This window comes from Streptomyces mutabilis, from assembly GCF_014649815.1.
Taxonomy (GTDB): Bacteria; Actinomycetota; Actinomycetes; order Streptomycetales; family Streptomycetaceae; genus Streptomyces; species Streptomyces mutabilis.
In genome coordinates, this window is sequence record NZ_BMTT01000008.1 from 246,677 (window position 1) to 264,531 (window position 17,855).

Sequence of the window (17,855 nt, forward strand, 5' to 3'; positions counted from 1 at the left end):
ACCGCCGGACCCATGACGACGTTCGAGGCAGGACTGGAAGACCTACGGGGGGTCTGGCATGCATCCGATGGTGAAGCCCGCGCTCAGGCGCGGCTGGCGCGATCTGAACACCGTGCAGTTCGGGATGACGCCCGCACACGCGTTGACGCTCGGTCCGGTGGACACGGCGACGGGCAGCTTCTTGGAACTGCTCAACGGCACCCGCGGGCGGGCTCTCCTGCGTGAGGAGGGACGCCGCATGGATCTGCCGGACGGACACGTCGACCGGGTGGTCGAGCGGCTCGCCCGAGCCGGGCTTCTCGACGACTCCAGGGGCGGCGGGCCGGACGCCGACGCCCTGCGGGAGAAGAGCGAGGTGCTCGACCGGCTCCGGCCCGACCTGGCCTCCCTATCCCTGACCACATCCGCACCGGGGGAAGCGATGAGACACCTGGCCGCGCGGCGAGCCCTGCGGGTCCGCGTGAGGGGCGCGGGACGGGTGGGCGCGGTGCTGGCCGGCCTGCTGTCCGGCGCGGGCGTCGGCGAGGTCGACGTGCTCGACGGCGGGTGCGTCGAACCGTGGGACGTCGCCCCGGGGGGGCTCCCCGCGGAGTCCGTCGGCGACCGCCGGGACGAGACGGCGCGTCGTGTCGTCCGCCGGGCTGCCCCGGGTCGGCCACCACGCCGTGGGCCCGCGACGCCGCCGGACGAGGGCACCCCGGGATTCTCCCTGGTGATCGTCGCTCCGCGCGACGACGTCGCGGTGCACGCCCCCGACCCCGACGCCGCGGAAGCCCTCATGGCCTCCGGTACGCCCCACCTGTACGCCGGTGTCGTCGAGGGGACCGGCGTGGTCGGCCCCCTGGTTCTGCCCGGTGAGACGGGGTGCTCGAGGTGTCTTCAGGCGGACCGCGCCGACCGGGACCAGGCCTGGCCCCGGCTGGTGGCCCAGTGGCGCTCCGGCGGCCGCCGAATGGTTCCGCCCTGCGACCTCACCCTGGCCACGACGGTCGCCGGGCTGGCGGCGGCCCATGCCCTCGCCTTCCTGGACGGCGGGACGCCCTCCAGCGTCGGCGCACGCTGGGAGGTGTCGCTGCCCGGTCTGCGGTGGCACACGCGGCCGGTTCCGGCCCACCCCGCGTGCCCCTGCGAAGCCGCCGGAAAAGGTAAGCGGGAACACACCTCCGAGGATGGGGACCGGCGCGCGACAATGGCTGGGCAAGGGCCGTCAGCGGGAGTGCGCCGTGAGGCAGAACCCGTCCGGCCGGCTGGGATTTGGAGGGCGCATGTCTGATCTTCCGCGCAAGGCGGTCACCCGGACCGCCAAGCTCGCCGCGCTCCCGCTCGGCTTCGCCGGGCGGGCGACCTGGGGGCTCGGCAAGCGAATCGTGGGCGAGTCCGCGGAGATCGTCGGCCAGCAGCTGCAGCAGCGTACGGCTGAGCAGTTGTTCAAGGTGCTGGGCGAGCTCAAGGGCGGGGCGATGAAGTTCGGGCAGGCACTGTCCGTCTTCGAGTCGGCGCTGCCCGAGGAGGTCGCCGGGCCCTATCGGGCGGCCCTGACCAAGCTGCAGGAGGCGGCACCACCCATGCCGACGCGCACGGTGCACGCCGTCCTCGCCGAGCGGATCGGCGAGGACTGGCCCGATCTGTTCCTGGAGTTCGAGGACAAGCCGGCCGCGGCGGCCTCCATCGGCCAGGTGCACCGCGCGGTGTGGCACGACGGCCGCGAAGTGGCGGTCAAGGTGCAGTACCCGGGCGCCGGCGAAGCCCTGCTGTCCGACCTGAACCAGCTCAGCCGCTTCGCCCGTCTGCTAGGCCCGCTGGTCCCCGGTATGGACGTCAAGCCCCTGCTCACGGAGCTGAAGGACCGGGTCTCCGAGGAACTGGACTACGACCTGGAGGCGCAGGCACAGCGCACCCACGCCGAGGAGTTCGCGGACGACCCGAACATCGTGGTGCCGGACGTGGTGCACCAGTGCGAAGAGGTGCTGGTCACCGAATGGATGGACGGCACCCCGTTGTCGGAGATCATCGCGGACGGCACAACGCGGCAGCGCGACCGGGCCGGTCAACTGCTCGCGCACTTCCTCTTCTCGGGCCCGGCCCGCACCGGCCTCCTGCACGCCGACCCGCACCCCGGCAACTTCCGACTGCTGCCCGGCGGGCCGGACGGTGACGACGACTGGCGTCTCGGTGTTCTGGACTTCGGCACGGTCGACCGCCTCCCGGGCGGTCTGCCCGAGCCCATCGGGGATGCTCTGCGCATGACACTGGACGGCGAGGCGGACGCTGTCTACGAGATGCTCTGCTCCGAAGGCTTCGTCAAGGAGTCGATAGAGCTGGACCCCGACGCCGTCCTCGACTACCTTCTGCCGATCATCGAGCCGGCCCGGGTCGATCAGTTCACTTTCACCCGCGGCTGGATGCGGAGCCAGGCGGCTCGTATCGGCGACCCGCGCTCCCCCGCGTACCAACTGGCCAAGCAGCTCAACCTGCCGCCCGCCTACCTCCTGATCCACCGCGTGACCCTGAGCACCATCGGCGTGCTGTGCCAACTGGGCGCGACGGTGCGGCTGCGCGACGAACTGGAGGACTGGCTGGTGGGTTTCCTCCCCGAGGACGGCGAAGGGGAGACGTGCGAGCAGGAGGCGTACGAGGTGGAGGAACCGGCAGCGGAGGCGTGAGCGACCGGACGTGAAAAGGCGCTGGGGCCGGTCCGTTCGGACGTACCGGCCCCCGCAGGGGAGGGCTTCGCCTCCCGGGTCGGGAGGCCACCGCTTCGGGTGATCGGTTACTGCATGACGGCCATGGCGAGCGCCCGCCGGGCACGCATCGACGCGCGCTCGGCCCGGCGCTGCATCCGGCGAGCGGTCGCCACGTGCAGTGCCCGGCGCTCCTGCTCGGCCTCGTGCAGCCGGTCGTGCATATGCGCACGAGCCAGAGCTTCTGGGATGAGTTGCATCTCGCGGGTCCTGTTCTGACGCGAGTCCTTCGCGTCGCTGGTGGTGAAGTCTTCAGGCGCGGAGCCTGCGATGTCGTGGGTGGACGGCTTCATCGGGGCCTGCTTCTTGGGGTCGTGCGTGAGGGGGCTGTCGATCGTTCCTGCGGTGTTCATGCCGTGACCGGGTTCTTGCGCGGGCGGCCACGGGGCCGCTTCCGGGCGACGACGACACCCTGGACGAACAGTTCGCCGCCCCAGACGCCCCAGGGCTCACGCCGCTCCTTGGCGCCGGCGAGGCAGGCCTCGATCAGCGGGCAGGTACGGCAGAGGGACTTGGCGTACTCGACGTCCGCCGGCGACTCCGCGAAGAAGACCTCCGGGTCGTAGGAGCGGCAGGGGACGGGCACACCGAGGTTCTCGATGGCGTCGTCGAGCGCGGTGAGCGCGGTGAGCGGGGTCAAGGTGGGGTCCTCCGTGGGGCCGGGCTTGGGGATCGTGTCGGAAGGCGGTACGGACGGGGCGTGCGCTTCGAGTTGCACGGTTGGTCTTCCTCGTCTGGTCGTGCCGGCCGGTCGGCCGGTTGGCGGCTTGGTACCGGGTTCTTTTCTTGTCCCGAGGCTCCTTCGTGCTGTCGTCCCCGTTCGGGGACAAACAGAAGGGCCGCGGATCCCGGATGGGGTTCCGCGGCCCTGAAGGCGCCGGCCTGATCGACGATCAGGCTGGATCACTCCAGGGTTCTGGCCCACGGAAGGCCCACATCAGGTGGTGCTGCGTCGTCTGCTTCCGGAATCCGGCACCGGCCGCGGTAAAGGCATAGGCCTGCGCCTGTGCCACTACTGCTGCTTCCAGTGCCTGGGTCGGTCGCTCATTGCGCTCACGGACGGGAAGGCCCGCGGGGGCAACGGAGGCGGACGCCGGACGCACGGCACGAATGCCGGACAGACCGGTGCCCGGGTTCGAGGCGCCGAGCATGCACAGGGAGACGGCCGAGCGATCGGTCATTTTGGCGGTGGAGCTGAAGTTGATGCTGATCACTGGGCTCGCCTCCTCTCGGCGTCTAAGGGGACTGGACGAACCAGTCCGCGGATATGCAAGTACAACACGGGTTCAGGGCCTCCGGGAAGGCCACCGTTCCCGTGACCAAGAACCTATGGGGATTCCCGGGGCATGCGCAAACTATTTTTTCGACGAGTTCGTATCAGCCATCCTCGTCAAGCCCCGCACCCGCCTGGCCTGCACAGATGGCGAGGACATCGGTTCCGTAGCGGTTGAGCTTGCGCATCCCGACCCCTGGGATCCGTGCCAGCTCGTGCTCGTCCTCCGGGACGGACTCGGCGATCGCCATCAGCGTCTTGTCGGTGAAGACGCAGTACGCGGGCTGCCCGCTGAGCCCCGCCTGGACCGCCCGCCACTCGCGCAACCGCTCGTAGACGCCCTCGTCCATGTCGGACGGGCAGTCCTCGCAGCGCATCAGCTTCATTTCACCCGCGTCGGTGAGCGTGCGCCCGCAGACCCGGCAGCGGGCAGGTGTCCGACGGGTCCGTCTCGGGGCGACGGTCGGGGCACCGCTGCTTCCGTAGCCACGCTCCACGCCCCCGGACCCGCCGGCTGCCGTTCCCCCGCCGGAGGGCCCCGAGCCGGGCCGCAGCCCCTTCAGGAAGCGGCTGGGACGGCGGTTGGCCCGCCCGCCGGGCGAGCGGGCGAGCGCCCAGGACAGGTGCAGGCGCTCACGGGCGCGGGTGACGCCGACGTACAGGAGACGGCGCTCCTCCTCGATCTGCTCGTCGGTCTTTGCGTAGGTGATCGGCATCATGCCCTCGGCGACGCCGACCAGGAAGACGACGTCCCATTCCAGACCTTTGGCCGAGTGCAGGGAGGCGAGGGTGACGCCCTGCACCGTCGGGGCGTGCTGGGCGCCCGCCCGCTCGTCGAGTTCGGCGACGAGGTCGCTCAGCGTGGCGCCGGCACCGGTGGCGGCGAAGTCCTGGGCGAGGTTGACCAGGGCGGCCAGCGACTCCCAGCGCTCGCGGACCGCACCGGAACCGGCCGGTGGCTCGGGTGTCCACCCCTCCCCGGACAGCACGGCGCGCACCTGGGAGGGCAGGTCCACGGCGTCGTCGAGCAAGGAGTCGTTGCCGCCGAAGCGCGCCGCGGCCCGCAGGGCGCTGTGGGCCTTGCGCACCTCCGGGCGGTCGAAGAAGCGCTCCGCACCGCGCAGCTGGTAGGGAACCCCGGCGTCGGCGAAAGCCTGTTCATAGGTCCCCGACTGGGAGTTCGTGCGGAACAGCACCGCGATCTCCGCGGCCGGCACGCCCGAGTCGATGAGCTCGCGGATGCGGCGGGCGGCACCCTCCGCCTCGGCCGGTTCGTCGGGGTACTCGGTGTAGACGGGTTCTGGGCCCGCGGGACGCTGGGAGACCAGCTCCAGACGGTGGTCGGCGGCCCGGCCGCGGGCCTGGGCGAGCAGGCCGTTGGCGAGGTGGACGACCTGCGGGGTGGACCGGTAGTCACGGACCAGTTTGACGACGGTGGCACGGGGGTGGCGGCTACGGAAGTCGAGCAGATGGTCGGGGGTTGCTCCCGTGAACGAATAGATGGTCTGGCTCGCGTCACCGACCACGCACAGGTCGTCGCGGTCACCGAGCCAGAGCTCCAGCAGGCGCTGTTGGAGGGGGCTGACGTCCTGGTACTCGTCGACCACGAAGTGCTGGTACTGGGCGCGGACCTGTTCGGCGACGTCCTGCCGGTCCTGAAGGACGGCGACGGTCAGCAGCAGCACGTCCTCGAAGTCGATCACCCCGCGACCACGCTTGAGGTCCTCGTATGCGGCGTAGAGCTGGGCGATCTCGGCCGGGTCGCGGGGCGCCTCGCGACCGGCTTTGGCCGCCGCGAGGGCGTAGTCGGCGGGGACGGTCTGGGTCACCTTGGACCACTCGATCTCGGCGGTGGCATCGCGCAGCTCGCCACGGTCGAGACGGATGCGGCACGCGGCCGCCGCGTCGGCGACGAGCTGGATCTTGCGGTCGACGAGCCTGGGCAGGGAGCCGCCGATCGCTTTCGGCCAGAAGTACTGGAGCTGGCGCAGCGCCGCCGAGTGGAAGGTACGGGCCTGCACGCCGGCGGCACCGAGCTGGCGCAGCCGGCCGCGCATCTCCCCGGCGGCACGATTGGTGAAGGTGACGGCGAGCACGCTGGTGGGCTGGAGGATGCCGGCGCGTACCCCGTAGGCGATGCGGTGGGTGATCGCCCGGGTCTTGCCGGTGCCGGCGCCCGCCAGTACGCACACCGGACCGCGCAGGGCGGTCGCCACCTCGCGCTGCTCGGGGTCGAGCCCTTCGAGCACCGCGTCGGCCGAGTCCGGTACCTGCGGGAAGAAAGTGGAGTGCGTTGCTGCTGTCACTCCGCCATGCTGCCAGGTCGCGCGTGATGGGTGCGTCGGTTGTCCACAGGCACGCACCGATAGTCGTACCAATGCGGCAGGCGTCACGCGGCGGGATCGGCGCGGGCAGGACGCGGGAATGGTGGAGCCACCGCGGGCGTTCCCTACGTGCGGCCTTCAGGGGCCGCCGATTTTGCCGAGCCGCCGAAGGAGCGCGAGAGACATGCCGGGCACTGTGACGATGTACAGCACCACGTGGTGCGGCTACTGCCGTCGGCTGAAGAGCCAGATGGACCGCGAGGGCATTGCGTACACCGAGATCAACATCGAGCAGGACCCGGAGTCCGCGGCGTTCGTGGAGAAGGCGAACGGCGGAAACCAGACGGTGCCGACCGTGCTGTTCCCGGACGGCTCCACGCTGACGAACCCCTCGCTGGCGCAGGTGAAGCAGAAGATCGGCGCGTAAGCGGTACGGCAGGACGTTAGGAACGCGGTAAGCAGAGGGGTGGCCCTCCCCGGTGGGGAGGGCCACCCCTCTGTCTGTGTCTCGCCTCAGAAGGCGCCGCGGGTGGGCAGCGGTTTGCCGTACCAGAGCTCGATCAGGCGGGCCGCGATGGAGATGCCGTAGGGCGGGAGCACCTCGCCGGACTCGAAGGCGGCCCCCAGTTCGTCGCGGGAGAACCAGCGGGCCTCGTGGATCTCGTCGCCGTCGACGTTGATCTCGGTCGAGGTGGCGTGGGCCATGAAGCCCAGCATCAGGCTGGACGGGAAGGGCCAGGGCTGGCTGGCGACGTACTCGACGGGACCGACGGTGACTCCGACCTCCTCCTGCACCTCGCGGCGTACCGACTGCTCGATGGACTCGCCGGGCTCCACGAACCCGGCGAGCGTCGAGAAGCGTCCCTCGGGCCAGTGGACCTGGCGGCCGAGCAGGAGGCGGTCCTCGGCGTCCGTCACCGCCATGATCACCGCGGGGTCGGTGCGGGGGTAGTGCTCGGCTCCGCAGGCGGGGCAGCGGCGGATGTGGCCGGCCGCGGCGATGACGGTGCGCTCGCCGCAGCGGGAGCAGAACCGGTGCAGGCGCTGCCAGTTCTCCAGGGCCACCGCGTGGGCCATCAGGCCGGCGTCGCGGGGCGACAGGAGCAGGCCGGCCTCGCGGAGGCCGGCCGGGCGGGCGGACTGGTCCATGCGTCCGGGCAGGGAGTCCTTCTGGAGGGCGAAGTAGCTGACGCCGTCCTCGTCGGTGCCGAGGAAGTAGCGGTGGGCCTCGGTCAGCGGCGCTTCGAAGGACGGGGTCATGACGAGTTCGGTCCGCCCGTCGGGCGTCTCGTCGATCAGGACCTGACCGCCGGAGACCACGAAACAGCGCGTCGAGGGGTGGCTCCACGCCGCCGCGAGCCAGGCCTCGTCGAGGCGGTGGTGGGCGGCACGGTCGATGCCGCTCGGGGCGGTGAGCGAGATGGGACGGTCGGCGGTGTGGTCGGTCCAGGTGGTCACGGGTGCTTCCAACTCCCCCGGTGGCGTTTCGGTTCGGCAGGCGGTTCAGCGGGTCGTGCGGCGGGTGGCGACCGGGTCGGGGAGGGCTCGGCGGTGCGGCGGCCCTTCCAGTGTGCCGCGCGCGGTGCCGGTCCGGTCCCGGACCGAACGGCCGCTCAGGGTGCGTGGCGCCAGTACTCCGCCAGGTCACCCCACAGGTGGGCGGCAGTTTCGACGCCCTTGAGCAGCAGGTCCAGTTCCACCTTCTCGTCGGGGGCGTGCCAGCCGTCGGACGGGACGGAGATGCCGAGGAAGAGGACCGGTGCGCCCAGCACCTCCTGAAGGTCGGCGGCCGGTCCGGAGCCGCCCTCGCGGGTGAAGCGGACCGGTTTTTCGAAGGCGCGGCTCATGGCGCGGACGACCGACTGAAGCGCCGGGTGGTCCAGCGGGGTCAGGCACGGTCGGGTGGCCGCGCCGAAGGTGATCTCGCTGCGGATCCCGGCGGGCACCTGCTCGGCGGCCCAGGCGCGGACAGCCTTCTCGACGTGGTCAGGATCCTGGCCCGCGACCAGCCGGAAGGACAGCTTCACCATGGCGGACGACGGGATGATCGTCTTGCTGCCCGGGCCCTGGTAACCGCCGCCGATGCCGTTAACCTCGGCGGTGGGGCGTGCCCAGACGCGCTCCAGAGTGGTGTGACCGGCCTCTCCGTGGGCCGCGCGGGACCTGGCCGTGCGCAGCCACTGCGCCTCGTCGAAGGGCAGTTCGGCGAAGAGGGCGCGCTCGTGATCGGTGAGCTCGATCACGCCGTCGTAGAAGCCCGGGATCGCCACGCGCGCGTGCTCGTCGTGCAGGGCGGCGACCAGGCGGGCGACGGCGGTGGCCGGGTTGGGGACGGCGCCGCCGAAGGATCCGGAGTGGATGTCCTGGTCGGGTCCGTGCAGCCGGATTTCGCACTCCGCGAGGCCGCGCATGCCGGTGCACACCGTGGGAGTGTCCTCGGACCACATACCGGTGTCGGAGACGATCACCGCGTCGGCGCCGAGCCGGTCGGCGCGTTCCTCGACCAGGGTGCGGAAGTGCGGGGATCCGGATTCCTCCTCGCCCTCGATCAATAGTTTGAGGTTCACCGCGGGGGCGGTGCGGCCGGTCGCGGCGAGGTGGGCACGGACGCCGAGTGTGTGGAAGAACACCTGTCCCTTGTCGTCGGCCGCCCCCCGCGCGTAGAGGCGGTTCCCACGGACGACGGGTTCGAAGGGCTCGCTGTGCCAGCCGTCCTCGCGGGCGGCGGGCTGCACGTCGTGATGGCCGTAGACGAGGACCGTAGGTGCCTGCGGGTCGCCGGAGGGCCATTCGGCGAACACGGCGGGGGCGCCCGGGGTGGGCCACACCTCGGTGGTCGGGAAGCCGGTCTCCCTCAGTTTGGCGGCGAGCCAGTCGGCGCTGCGGCGCACATCGGTCGCGTGGTCGGGCTGGGCCGACACGGACGGGATGCGCAGCCACTCGACGAGGTCGTCGACGAAGGCGGCGCGGTGCTGCTCGATGTACGTACGGACAGCGCTGTCCGGGGTGTCGCTCATGCTCACGAGCCTATCGGCCCGCGTCGGCACCCTGATCGTGCGGTTCGTCACCGACCGGGTCGGCCAGCAGCAGGTTCTCCAGCGCGGCACGGTCCGGCAACCCGACGGGCCGCACCACTTCGCCCGTGCGCACGTACAGGAAGGACGCGGTGACCGACTCCAGAGGTACCCGCTGCTGCTCTGCCCAGGCGAGGCGGTAGAGGGCGAGCTGGAGCGGGTCCGCGGTGCCGGTGCAGCTCGTCTTCCAGTCGACGATCTCGTAGGTGGCCGTCTCGCCGTCGCCCTGCTTGTAGACGGCGTCGATGCGGCCGCGTACGACTCGTCCGGCGAGCGAGAGCTGGAACGGCGCCTCCACGCGGTAGGGGATGCGGCGGGCGTACTCGGTGCGTTCGAAGGCGTCCTTCAGGAACTCCAGGTCGCGTTCGTCGGCGATCTCGGCGTCACCGCCGGGCAACTCCTCCGGCTCCAGCAGGGGCAGCGTCAGCGGTTCGAAGCGGGCCTCGACCCAGGCGTGGAAACGGGTGCCACGGCGGGCCGCGGGCTGGGGCGGGCGGGGCATGGGGCGGGCCAGCTCCTGCGCGAAACCGTCCGGGTCGGCGGCCAGGCTCAGCAACTGGGAAGCGGTCAGCGATGTCGGGAGACGGACCTCGGTGACGCTCTCCCGCGCGCGCAGGAGCTCGCCGGTGAGGGCGTCGAGGTCGCGGTCCCAGGATGCGACGGTGCGCGCCTCCTCCGGGGTGAGGCCGGTGGGGGCGGCGGTTCGGCGGGAGGCGTGGGCAGGGCCTGCCGGCTCCTGCGGGTGGGGGCGGGGCAGGTCGGTGGCGTCGGGTCGGCCCGGAGGCGGCATCTGGTGCGGGACGGTGGGGCGGCCCGCCTGCGTGGCGGTGGGGTGCGGTGGTGCGGGAGCGCGGTCGGATGGCGGGGTCGGGCGCGGTGGCGTGGTGGTGGGGCGGGGCGGCGTGGTGGGTTCCTGCGGCTCGGTGGGGCGGTCCGTGGTCCAGGAGTCCCGGTCGGTGGGGTCTTCCCCTGTCCAGCCGGGGTCGACGGGGGCGCCTTCGTCCAGGAGCGCGTCGTCGTCGGCGGGTGGTGGCCAGTCCGGATCGTCGTAGGTGTCCAGGTCGTGCGTGGCGCCGGGGTGGTCGTCCCCGTGGGAGGCGAGGTCCTCGAGGTGGGCGAGGACCGCCTCGGCGGCGGCCCGGCGGCGGGCGAGGGCGTCGTCGTCGAGCGGCAGGGGCCATGCGTGGTCGGCGGCCGCCCGGTGCAGGGCAGGGTTCTCCTCGTCCTCGGCGGGTTCGTCCGCCCACGCCTCGATCTCGCCGTGTCCGGCGGCACAGTGCTCGTACAGGGCCGTGAGGAAGTCGGACGGTCCGCGGGGCTTCTTCTGGCTGGGGCCCCACCAGTGGCCGGAGCCCAGGAGCAGAGAGCGGGGGCGGGTGAAAGTGACGTAACCGAGGCGGAGCTCCTCGGTGTGCTGGTGTTCCTTCATGGCCTCGTGAAAGGCCTTCAGGCCCCGCGAGTCCCACGACTCTACGTCGGGCAAGGTGGCTGCGTCGCCGCGCAGGGCGTGCGGCAGCACCTTGCCCTGGGCGGTCCACTTCTCGCGTCCCTGGCCGCTGGGGAAGGTGCCGGTGACCAGGCCGGGTACGGCGACGACGTCCCACTCCAGGCCCTTGGACTTGTGCGCGGTGAGCACCTTGACGGTGTTCTCACCACCCGGCAGGGCGTTGTCGAGACCCTTCTCGTACTGGGCGGCGGTGCGCAGGAAGCCCAGGAAGGCGAGCAGGGTGGCCTCGCCGTCGCTCGCGGCGAAGGACGCGGCGACGTCCAGGAAGTTCGACAGGGTCTCGCGGCGGCGGGCCGCCAGGGCGTGCGGGGACGCCGACAGCTCGACCTCCAGGCCGGTGACGGCGAGGACGCGGTGCAGTACGTCCATGAGCGGGTCGGCGAGGGCCCGGCGCAGGTCGCGCAGTTCGGTGGCCAATCGCGCGAACCGTACGCGCGCGTCGGGTGAGAAGGGCAGCCCGTCGTCGTCCCCGGTGCCGTCCAGCGGCGTTTCCAGGAAGGTGTCGAGGGCGTCCGCGAGCGATATCACCTCGGACGGGTCGACGCCCTCGACGGCCGCGGCGAGCCGCCGGTCGGGGTCGCCGTCGCCGTCCACGCGCGCGTGACTCACCAGAAGCCGGGCGCGGCGCCCCAGGAGGGCGAGGTCGCGCGGGCCGATGCGCCAGCGCGGGCCGGTGAGCAGGCGGACCAGGGAGGCGTTGGCGCCGGGATCCTGGAGGACTTCGCAGACGGCGACCAGATCGGCCACCTCGGGCAGGTGCAGCAGCCCGGACAGGCCCACGACCTCGACGGGCACGTCGCGGGCCACCAGCGCGCCCTGGATCTCGGCGAAGTCGGTCGCCGTGCGGCACAGGACGGCGATCTCGCCGGGCGCCTTGCCGGTGCGCACGAGGTGGGCGATGGAGTCGGCGATCCAGTCGAGCTCCTCCGCGTGGGTGGGCAGGAGGGCGCAGCGGACGGTGCCGTCGCGTTCGGCGCCGGGGGCGGGGCGCAGGGCTTCCACTCCGGCGTGCATGGCGCGCAGGGGCTCGGCCAGGCCGTTGGCGAGGTCGAGGAGGCGTCCGCCGCTGCGGCGGTTCTCGCTGAGCGCCTGCCGGGCGGCGGGGCGGCCGTCGGCGTGCGCGAAGTGCTCGGGGAAGTCGTCGAGGTTGGCGACGGAGGCACCTCGCCAGCCGTAGATCGCCTGGCAGGGGTCGCCCACGGCGGTCACGGGGTGGCCGGTGCCGCCGCCGAACAGGCCGGCCAGCAGGATGCGCTGGGCCACCGAGGTGTCCTGGTACTCGTCGAGCAGGACGACCCGGAACTGGTCGCGCAGGACGCGGCCCACTTCGGGGAGCCCGGCGAGCTGTGCGGACAGGGCGATCTGGTCGCCGAAGTCGAGCAGGTCACGCTCTCGTTTGGCGGCGCGGTAGCGCATCACCAGGTCGGCGAGTTCACGGCGCGCGGCGGCGGCTTCGGGGACCTTGCGCAGATCGGCGTTGGTGAGCCTGGCGTCGTGGAGGGAGTCGAGGAGGCGGGCGTCCCACGCGCGTACGTCCTCGGGGCGTACGAGGTGCTCGGCGAGCTCCGCGTCGAGGGTGAGGAGGTCCCCGACCAGGTCGGGGAAGGAGCGGGTGAGCGCCGGATAGGGGCCCGGAGCCTCGCGCAGGACCCGCGCGGCGAGCTGGTAGCGGGTGGCGTCGGCGAGCAGCCGGGACGTCGGCTCCAGGCCGAGGCGCAGTCCGTGATCGGTCAGGAGGCGGCCCGCGAAGGCGTGGTACGTCGAGATCTCCGGTTCGCCGGGCGGAAAGTCCGGGTCGAGCACGTCCGGGTCGGTGACCCCGGCCTTGATCAGCGCGCTGCGGACGCGTTCCGCGAGTTCACCGGCCGCCTTGTTGGTGAAGGTGAGGCCCAGAACCTGTTCGGGGGCGACCTGGCCGGTGCCGACCAGCCACACCACGCGCGCGGCCATCACCGTCGTCTTGCCCGACCCGGCTCCGGCCACGATCACCTGCGGGGCGGGCGGCGCGATGATGCAGGCCGTCTGCTCCGGGGTGAAGGGGATACCGAGGAGCTCCTTGAGCTGATCGGGATCTGTGAGATGGGCGGGCACGTCCAAGAGGCTAGCCGCGGGCACTGACAGCGGGTGCGGAGTCGCCGACGCATTCGCAGACAAGCGCAGGTCAGCGGGGGTGGTGCGACATGTCACACCGGTCTCGGGCGCCGCCGCGACCGACGTACCCACGGGTTCTGGTCACCGTTTCCGCCATTTCGACGAGGGACCCGCTCCGGTTCCGGCCCGGCCCGACCCCGGCCCGCTCCCGCAGCTCACTCCACGACGTGGCGCCCCTCGGGCCGTGCGCTGCACGACGCGCGGAAGGCGCAGTGGGTGCAGTGCTGGCCCGCGGTCGGGGTGAACCGCTCGTCGAGGACCTTGCCCGCGGCCGTGGCCAGCAGGTCACCGACCCACTCGCCCGCCGGCCCGTCCAGGGACTCCTGCGCCTGCACCTTGGGCAGGGTGTCGCCGCCGTCCCGTTTGGGCGCGCCCTGGCGCAGCTGGACGAGCTCGGCTCCGCCCGGTTCGGGGCGGATGCCGTCGAAGGCCTCGTCGACGGCGCCCGCGCGGACGGCGAGCTGGTAGACGGCGAGCTGGGGGTGGCGAGCCACCTCCGCGGAGGTGGGTGCTTGTTTGCCGGTCTTGAAGTCGACGACGTAGGCGCGGCCGTCGCCGTCGGCCTCCACGCGGTCCATCTGGCCGCGGACGCGCACCTCGTACTCGCCCGCCTCCAGGGTTACGTCGAAGTCGTGCTCGCTGGCCACCGGCGTACGTCCGGCGCGATCCATCACGTGCCACTTGAGGAAGCGTTCGAGCGCCATGCGCGCGTTGGCCTTCTCCTGCGCCGACTTCCACGGCGCGTCGAAGGCGATCGCGTTCCACACGGAGTCCAAGCGCTCCATGAGGACGGCGAGGTCGGCCGGGGTGTGCCCGGATGCCACCTCGTCGGCGAGGACGTGCACCACGTTGCCGAAACCCTGCGCGGCGGTCGCGGGCGCGTCGGCCTTCACCTCGCGCCCCAGGAACCACTGCAGCGCGCAGGTGTTGGCCAGTTGGTCCAGGGCGCTGCCGGAGAGGGTGACGGGCTTGTCGCGGTCGCGCAGCGGCACCTTGCTCTCGGTCGGGTCCCACATGCCCCACCAGCGGTAGGGATGTGCGGACGGCACCAGGGGGCGGCCGTCCTCGTCGGCGAGGGCGGCGAGGCGGGCCAGCCGGCGGGCCGCGGCCTCCCTCAGGGGCCCGGAGACGCGGGGGTCGACCGTGGTGGCGCGCAGCTCGGCGACGAGCGCCGCGACGGCGAGGGGACGGCGGGGGCGGCCGGTGACGTCGGCGGGTTCGACACCGAGTTCGGTCAGGAACCGGGAGGGCTGGTCCCCGTCGTCGGCCGGTGCCTTCACGGCGGTCACGACGAGCCGCTCACGCGCGCGCGTGGCGGCCACGTAGAACAGGCGGCGTTCCTCGGCGAGCAGCGCGCCGGGGGTGAGCGGTTCGGCGAGCCCGTCGCGGCCGATGCGGTCGGCCTCCAGCAGGGAGCCCCGGCGACGCAGGTCCGGCCACAGTCCCTCCTGGACGCCCGCGACGACGACCAGCCGCCACTCCAGCCCCTTCGAGCGGTGGGCGGTCATCAGGCGGACGGCGTCGGGGCGCACGGCACGCCGGGTGAGGGTGTCGGCCGCGATGTCCTCGGCGTCGATCTCCTCAAGGAAGTTCAGCGCGCCCCGGCCGCCGGTGCGTTCCTCCGCGCGCGCGGCCGTCGCGAAGAGAGCGCACACGGCGTCGAGGTCGCGGTCGGCGTTGCGTCCGGCGGCGCCGCCACGCCGGGCGGAACGCTCCAGGCGAGTGGGCCACGGAGTGCCCTCCCACAGGTCCCACAGCGCTTCCTCGGCACTCCCCCCGCCCGCCAGGCGCTCGCGGGCCTTGCGCAGCAGCGCGCCGAGACGCTGGGCACCACGCGCGTACGCGGGATCGTGCACGGCCAGCCGTTCGGGCTCGGCCAGCGCCCGCGCGAGCAGTTCGTCCGAGGGCGGTGGCAGCGGGTTGCCGGCGGCCCGCTCCTCCTCGCGCAGGGCGCGGCCGAGGCGGCGCAGGTCGGCGGCGTCCATGCCGGCGAGGGGGGAGGTGAGCAGGGTGAGGGCGGTCTCGGTGGGGAGCCAGCACGAGTCCTCCGCGCGGTGGACGGGTGCGCCGCGCGGGGGTGCGGTGACGGCGCCGGAGTCCGTCACGGCGTCGACGTCGGCTTGGGCAGCGGCTCCGGAACCGGTTTCGGGCCCGTCGCCGGTTCGCGCTCCGGGTCCGGTTCCGGCTCGGTCACCGGATCGCGTGTCGGGCTCGACACCCCTCCCGTCGTCGTCGCCCGAGCCGCACTCGACGCCTTTCACGTCGTCGCCGGAGCCGGACTCGACGTCCTCAGCGGCGTCTGCACCGAAGTCGGCCCCGGCCTGCCTCCGGGCCTCGACGTCAACTACGGGTCCCGCAGCCCCCTCGTCCCGGGCGCCGACCGTGCGCTGTTCCTCCCCAGCCCCCTCGGTGCCCGCCCGGGACACGGTTCCACCTGTCTCACCGGCGCGCCCGCTCGGCGCCGAGGTCCCCGCGTCGTCGGTGTCCACCTCGGACCGCCCGTCCACCCCGGCCTCCGCCTCCGCCACGGCCCGCAGGGCCGTCAGCAGGGGCGCCACCGCCGGCTCGTGGCGCAGGGGGAGGTCGTCGCCGTCGATGTCCAGAGGGACACCGGCCGCCGTGAGGGCGCGCCGGACCGTCGGGATGGTGCGGGAGCCCGCGCGCACGAGGACGGCCATGTCGCTCCACGGGACGCCGTCCTCCAAGTGGGCCCGGCGCAGGATGTCGGCGATGTTGTCCAGCTCGGTGCCGGAGGTCGGGTACGTGTAGGCCTCCACGCGCCCGCCGTCCCGGACCGGGGCGGGCTCGCGGTGGGCGCGCACCTTGTCAGCGGGGAGACGGGGCAGCGGCATGCGCTGGGTCAGCAACCGGGTGGCGGCCAGCAGGGCGGCCCCGGAGCGGCGCGAGGTCCGCAGCACCTCGACCGGCGCCGGGCGGCCGTCCGCGCGCGGGAAGGCGACCGGAAAGTCGAGGATGCCGTTCACGTCCGCGCCCCGGAAGGCGTAGATCGACTGGTCGGGGTCGCCGAAGGCGACGAGGGTGCGCCCACCGCCGGCCAGCGCGTGCAGCAGCCGTACCTGGGCCGGGTCGGTGTCCTGGTACTCGTCGACGTACACCGCGTCGTACCGGGCGGCCAGCTGCGCGGCGACCTCGGGGCGGCGGGCGAGGAGCACCGCGCGGTGGACCAGTTCCGCGTAGTCGAGCACGCCCTGCAGGTCGAGCACGTCCAGGTACTCGGCGAGGAAGACGGCGGCGGCCCCCCAGTCGGGGCGTCCGATGCGCCGGGCGAAGGCCCCCAGGGCCTCCGGGCCGAGGCCCAGCTCTCGGCTGCGGGCGAGCACCGCGCGGACCTCGTCGGCGAATCCGCGGGTCGTCAGACAGGCGCGCAGTTCCTCGGGCCAGCGCACGTGGGTGAGACCGAACCGCTCCAGGTCGATCTGCCCGGCGAGCAGCTCGCGCACCGTCACGTCCTGCTCCGGGCCGGACAGCAGCCGCAGCGGCTCCACGAACAGCTCGCTGTCCTGGTGGGCGCGGACCAGGGCGTAACCGAAGGAGTGGAAGGTGGTCGCCCTGGGGGCCAGTGCGGCGCCCATGCGCAGCGCCATCCGGTCGCGCAGTTCGACGGCCGCCTTGCGGCTGAAGGTCAGCACCAGGATCCGCTCGGGGTCGCCGCCGCGGGCGATCCGGTCCGCCACGGACTCGACCAAGGTGGTGGTCTTTCCGGTGCCCGGTCCCGCGAGGACGAGCAGCGGCCCGCTCCGGTGGTCAACCACGGCGCGCTGGGCGGCGTCCAGACAAGGGGGGTCAGTTCGCGCCGGTGGGGTACGTACGAGTCGGTAAGCGCCACGGCTCCCCCGGCGCACCTGGGGGTGCGTCGGGTTTCGGGTGGAGGAAGAGGAGCTCACGTGGTTCGCCGGTCCTGGTGGGTGTTCTGATGGGCCGTCCGCGCCGCGGGCACGACGGTGGCCGCGGGGCGAGGGGGACGCGTGCGGCCGACGCTACGCCGACGAGTGAGGTGGAAGCAGCGCTTCCTCTTCTTCCCTCGGGTCCCTCGGACCCCTTTTGCCCCTCAGGCTCCTCAGGACCGTCAGGTCCCGGGGATCCGTCAGGTCCCTCAGGCCCGTCGGTTCGCTCGTGGCGCGCGTGTCCCCCGCCCCACGAACGTACGTCATGCCATGGACGTGACCGAACTGCCCCATTTCCCTCTTACGGATCACAGGTCACACGTCAGCGGGCTCGATGGCGGAAGCTTTCAAGTGTGACCCTGTGCGCGTCCACCGCCGTCCCACCGCGCCCTCTCCAGGTCGAGGCGCGGCAGATGGCTCTCCGCGGCTCTGCTCGCCTCCTTCAAGGGCGTGCCCTCCGCCCGGTAGCGGTCGAGCGCTTCCAGTTCTTGCCCCGCGAGCAGGACACCGTCCGCGCGGACGACGCGCCACCACGGAACGCCTCCCCCGTAGAGCGACATCACCCGTCCGACCTGCCGGGGTCCGCCCTCCTCCAGGTACTCGGCGACATCCCCGTACGTCATGACGCGGCCCGGCGGGATCGATTCGGTCACCTCGAGGACCCGCTCGGCGTACTCGGGCAGTGTGTCCGCGTACGCCGGGCGGGCGTCGTCGTCCGGAAGGCTCTGCTCGCTCATCCGCCCCATACTGCCCCACCCCACCGACAACGGGACGCGGTCGCGACCGTGCGCTTCCCTCGCCCGCGAGCGGCGCTTCCGGCAGACTGTGCGGCCCGCACCGGCACCCTGATGCCTGCCGAGGCCGACGCGGCATGCCACCA

Annotated in this window: 12 protein-coding genes; 3 read left to right on the forward strand and 9 right to left on the reverse strand. The window is 72.7% G+C overall.

Annotation, left to right across the window (positions count from 1 at the left end; genetic code table 11):
* The first annotated feature begins 58 nt into the window (after window positions 1–58).
* The gene (locus IE142_RS19040) at window positions 59–1,273 is read left to right on the forward strand and encodes a TOMM precursor leader peptide-binding protein (protein WP_191886878.1); all 1,215 of its coding nucleotides are present in this window, start codon (window positions 59–61) and stop codon (window positions 1,271–1,273) included.
* A complete protein-coding gene (locus IE142_RS19045; RefSeq protein ID WP_191886879.1) occupies window positions 1,266–2,663 on the forward strand; it encodes an ABC1 kinase family protein in 1,398 nt (465 codons plus the stop codon). Before IE142_RS19040 ends, IE142_RS19045 begins: the two co-directional genes overlap by 8 nt.
* 107 nt (window positions 2,664–2,770) lie before the next feature.
* On the opposite strand, the gene IE142_RS19050 is transcribed toward IE142_RS19045, so the two are convergent.
* The 4 genes from IE142_RS19050 to IE142_RS19065 form a co-directional block, all read right to left on the reverse strand.
* Complete coding sequence (locus IE142_RS19050) at window positions 2,771–3,094, reverse strand: putative WhiB-interacting protein (RefSeq protein WP_191886880.1); 324 nt, start codon at window positions 3,092–3,094, stop codon at window positions 2,771–2,773.
* Entirely contained in the window at window positions 3,091–3,459 is a 369-nt protein-coding gene (locus IE142_RS19055) for a WhiB family transcriptional regulator (protein WP_073724386.1), read from the reverse strand. The genes IE142_RS19050 and IE142_RS19055 overlap by 4 nt, the downstream gene beginning before the upstream one ends.
* 175 nt (window positions 3,460–3,634) lie before the next feature.
* Window positions 3,635–3,922 (reverse strand): hypothetical protein, encoded by a 288-nt coding sequence (locus IE142_RS19060; RefSeq protein ID WP_370466377.1) that lies wholly within the window; start codon window positions 3,920–3,922, stop codon window positions 3,635–3,637.
* A gap of 196 nt (window positions 3,923–4,118) precedes the next feature.
* Window positions 4,119–6,320 (reverse strand): ATP-dependent DNA helicase UvrD2, encoded by a 2,202-nt coding sequence (locus tag IE142_RS19065; RefSeq protein WP_191886882.1) that lies wholly within the window; start codon window positions 6,318–6,320, stop codon window positions 4,119–4,121.
* A 202-nt stretch (window positions 6,321–6,522) separates the two neighbouring features.
* On the opposite strand from IE142_RS19065, the gene IE142_RS19070 reads away from it, so the two are divergent.
* The gene (locus IE142_RS19070; protein WP_004983675.1) at window positions 6,523–6,765 is read left to right on the forward strand and encodes a mycoredoxin; all 243 of its coding nucleotides are present in this window, start codon (window positions 6,523–6,525) and stop codon (window positions 6,763–6,765) included.
* Between the two features lie 86 nt (window positions 6,766–6,851).
* Here the strand turns inward: IE142_RS19070 and nudC are convergent, their stop codons facing one another.
* From nudC to IE142_RS19095, 5 genes are all read right to left on the reverse strand, one after another.
* On the reverse strand, window positions 6,852–7,796 hold the full coding sequence (gene nudC / locus IE142_RS19075) for an NAD(+) diphosphatase (protein ID WP_191886883.1): 945 nt from the start codon (window positions 7,794–7,796) through the stop codon (window positions 6,852–6,854).
* Window positions 7,797–7,951: 155 nt separating this feature from the next.
* On the reverse strand, window positions 7,952–9,355 hold the full coding sequence (locus tag IE142_RS19080; RefSeq protein ID WP_191886884.1) for a dipeptidase: 1,404 nt from the start codon (window positions 9,353–9,355) through the stop codon (window positions 7,952–7,954).
* A gap of 10 nt (window positions 9,356–9,365) precedes the next feature.
* Window positions 9,366–13,010 (reverse strand): ATP-dependent helicase, encoded by a 3,645-nt coding sequence (locus IE142_RS19085; RefSeq protein WP_191886885.1) that lies wholly within the window; start codon window positions 13,008–13,010, stop codon window positions 9,366–9,368.
* 215 nt (window positions 13,011–13,225) lie between these two features.
* Window positions 13,226–16,975 (reverse strand): ATP-dependent helicase, encoded by a 3,750-nt coding sequence (locus IE142_RS19090; protein WP_191886886.1) that lies wholly within the window; start codon window positions 16,973–16,975, stop codon window positions 13,226–13,228.
* Between the two features lie 347 nt (window positions 16,976–17,322).
* Window positions 17,323–17,712, reverse strand: coding sequence for an MGMT family protein (locus IE142_RS19095; RefSeq protein WP_306432574.1), 390 nt, complete (start codon window positions 17,710–17,712; stop codon window positions 17,323–17,325).
* Window positions 17,713–17,855: the final 143 nt, after the last annotated feature.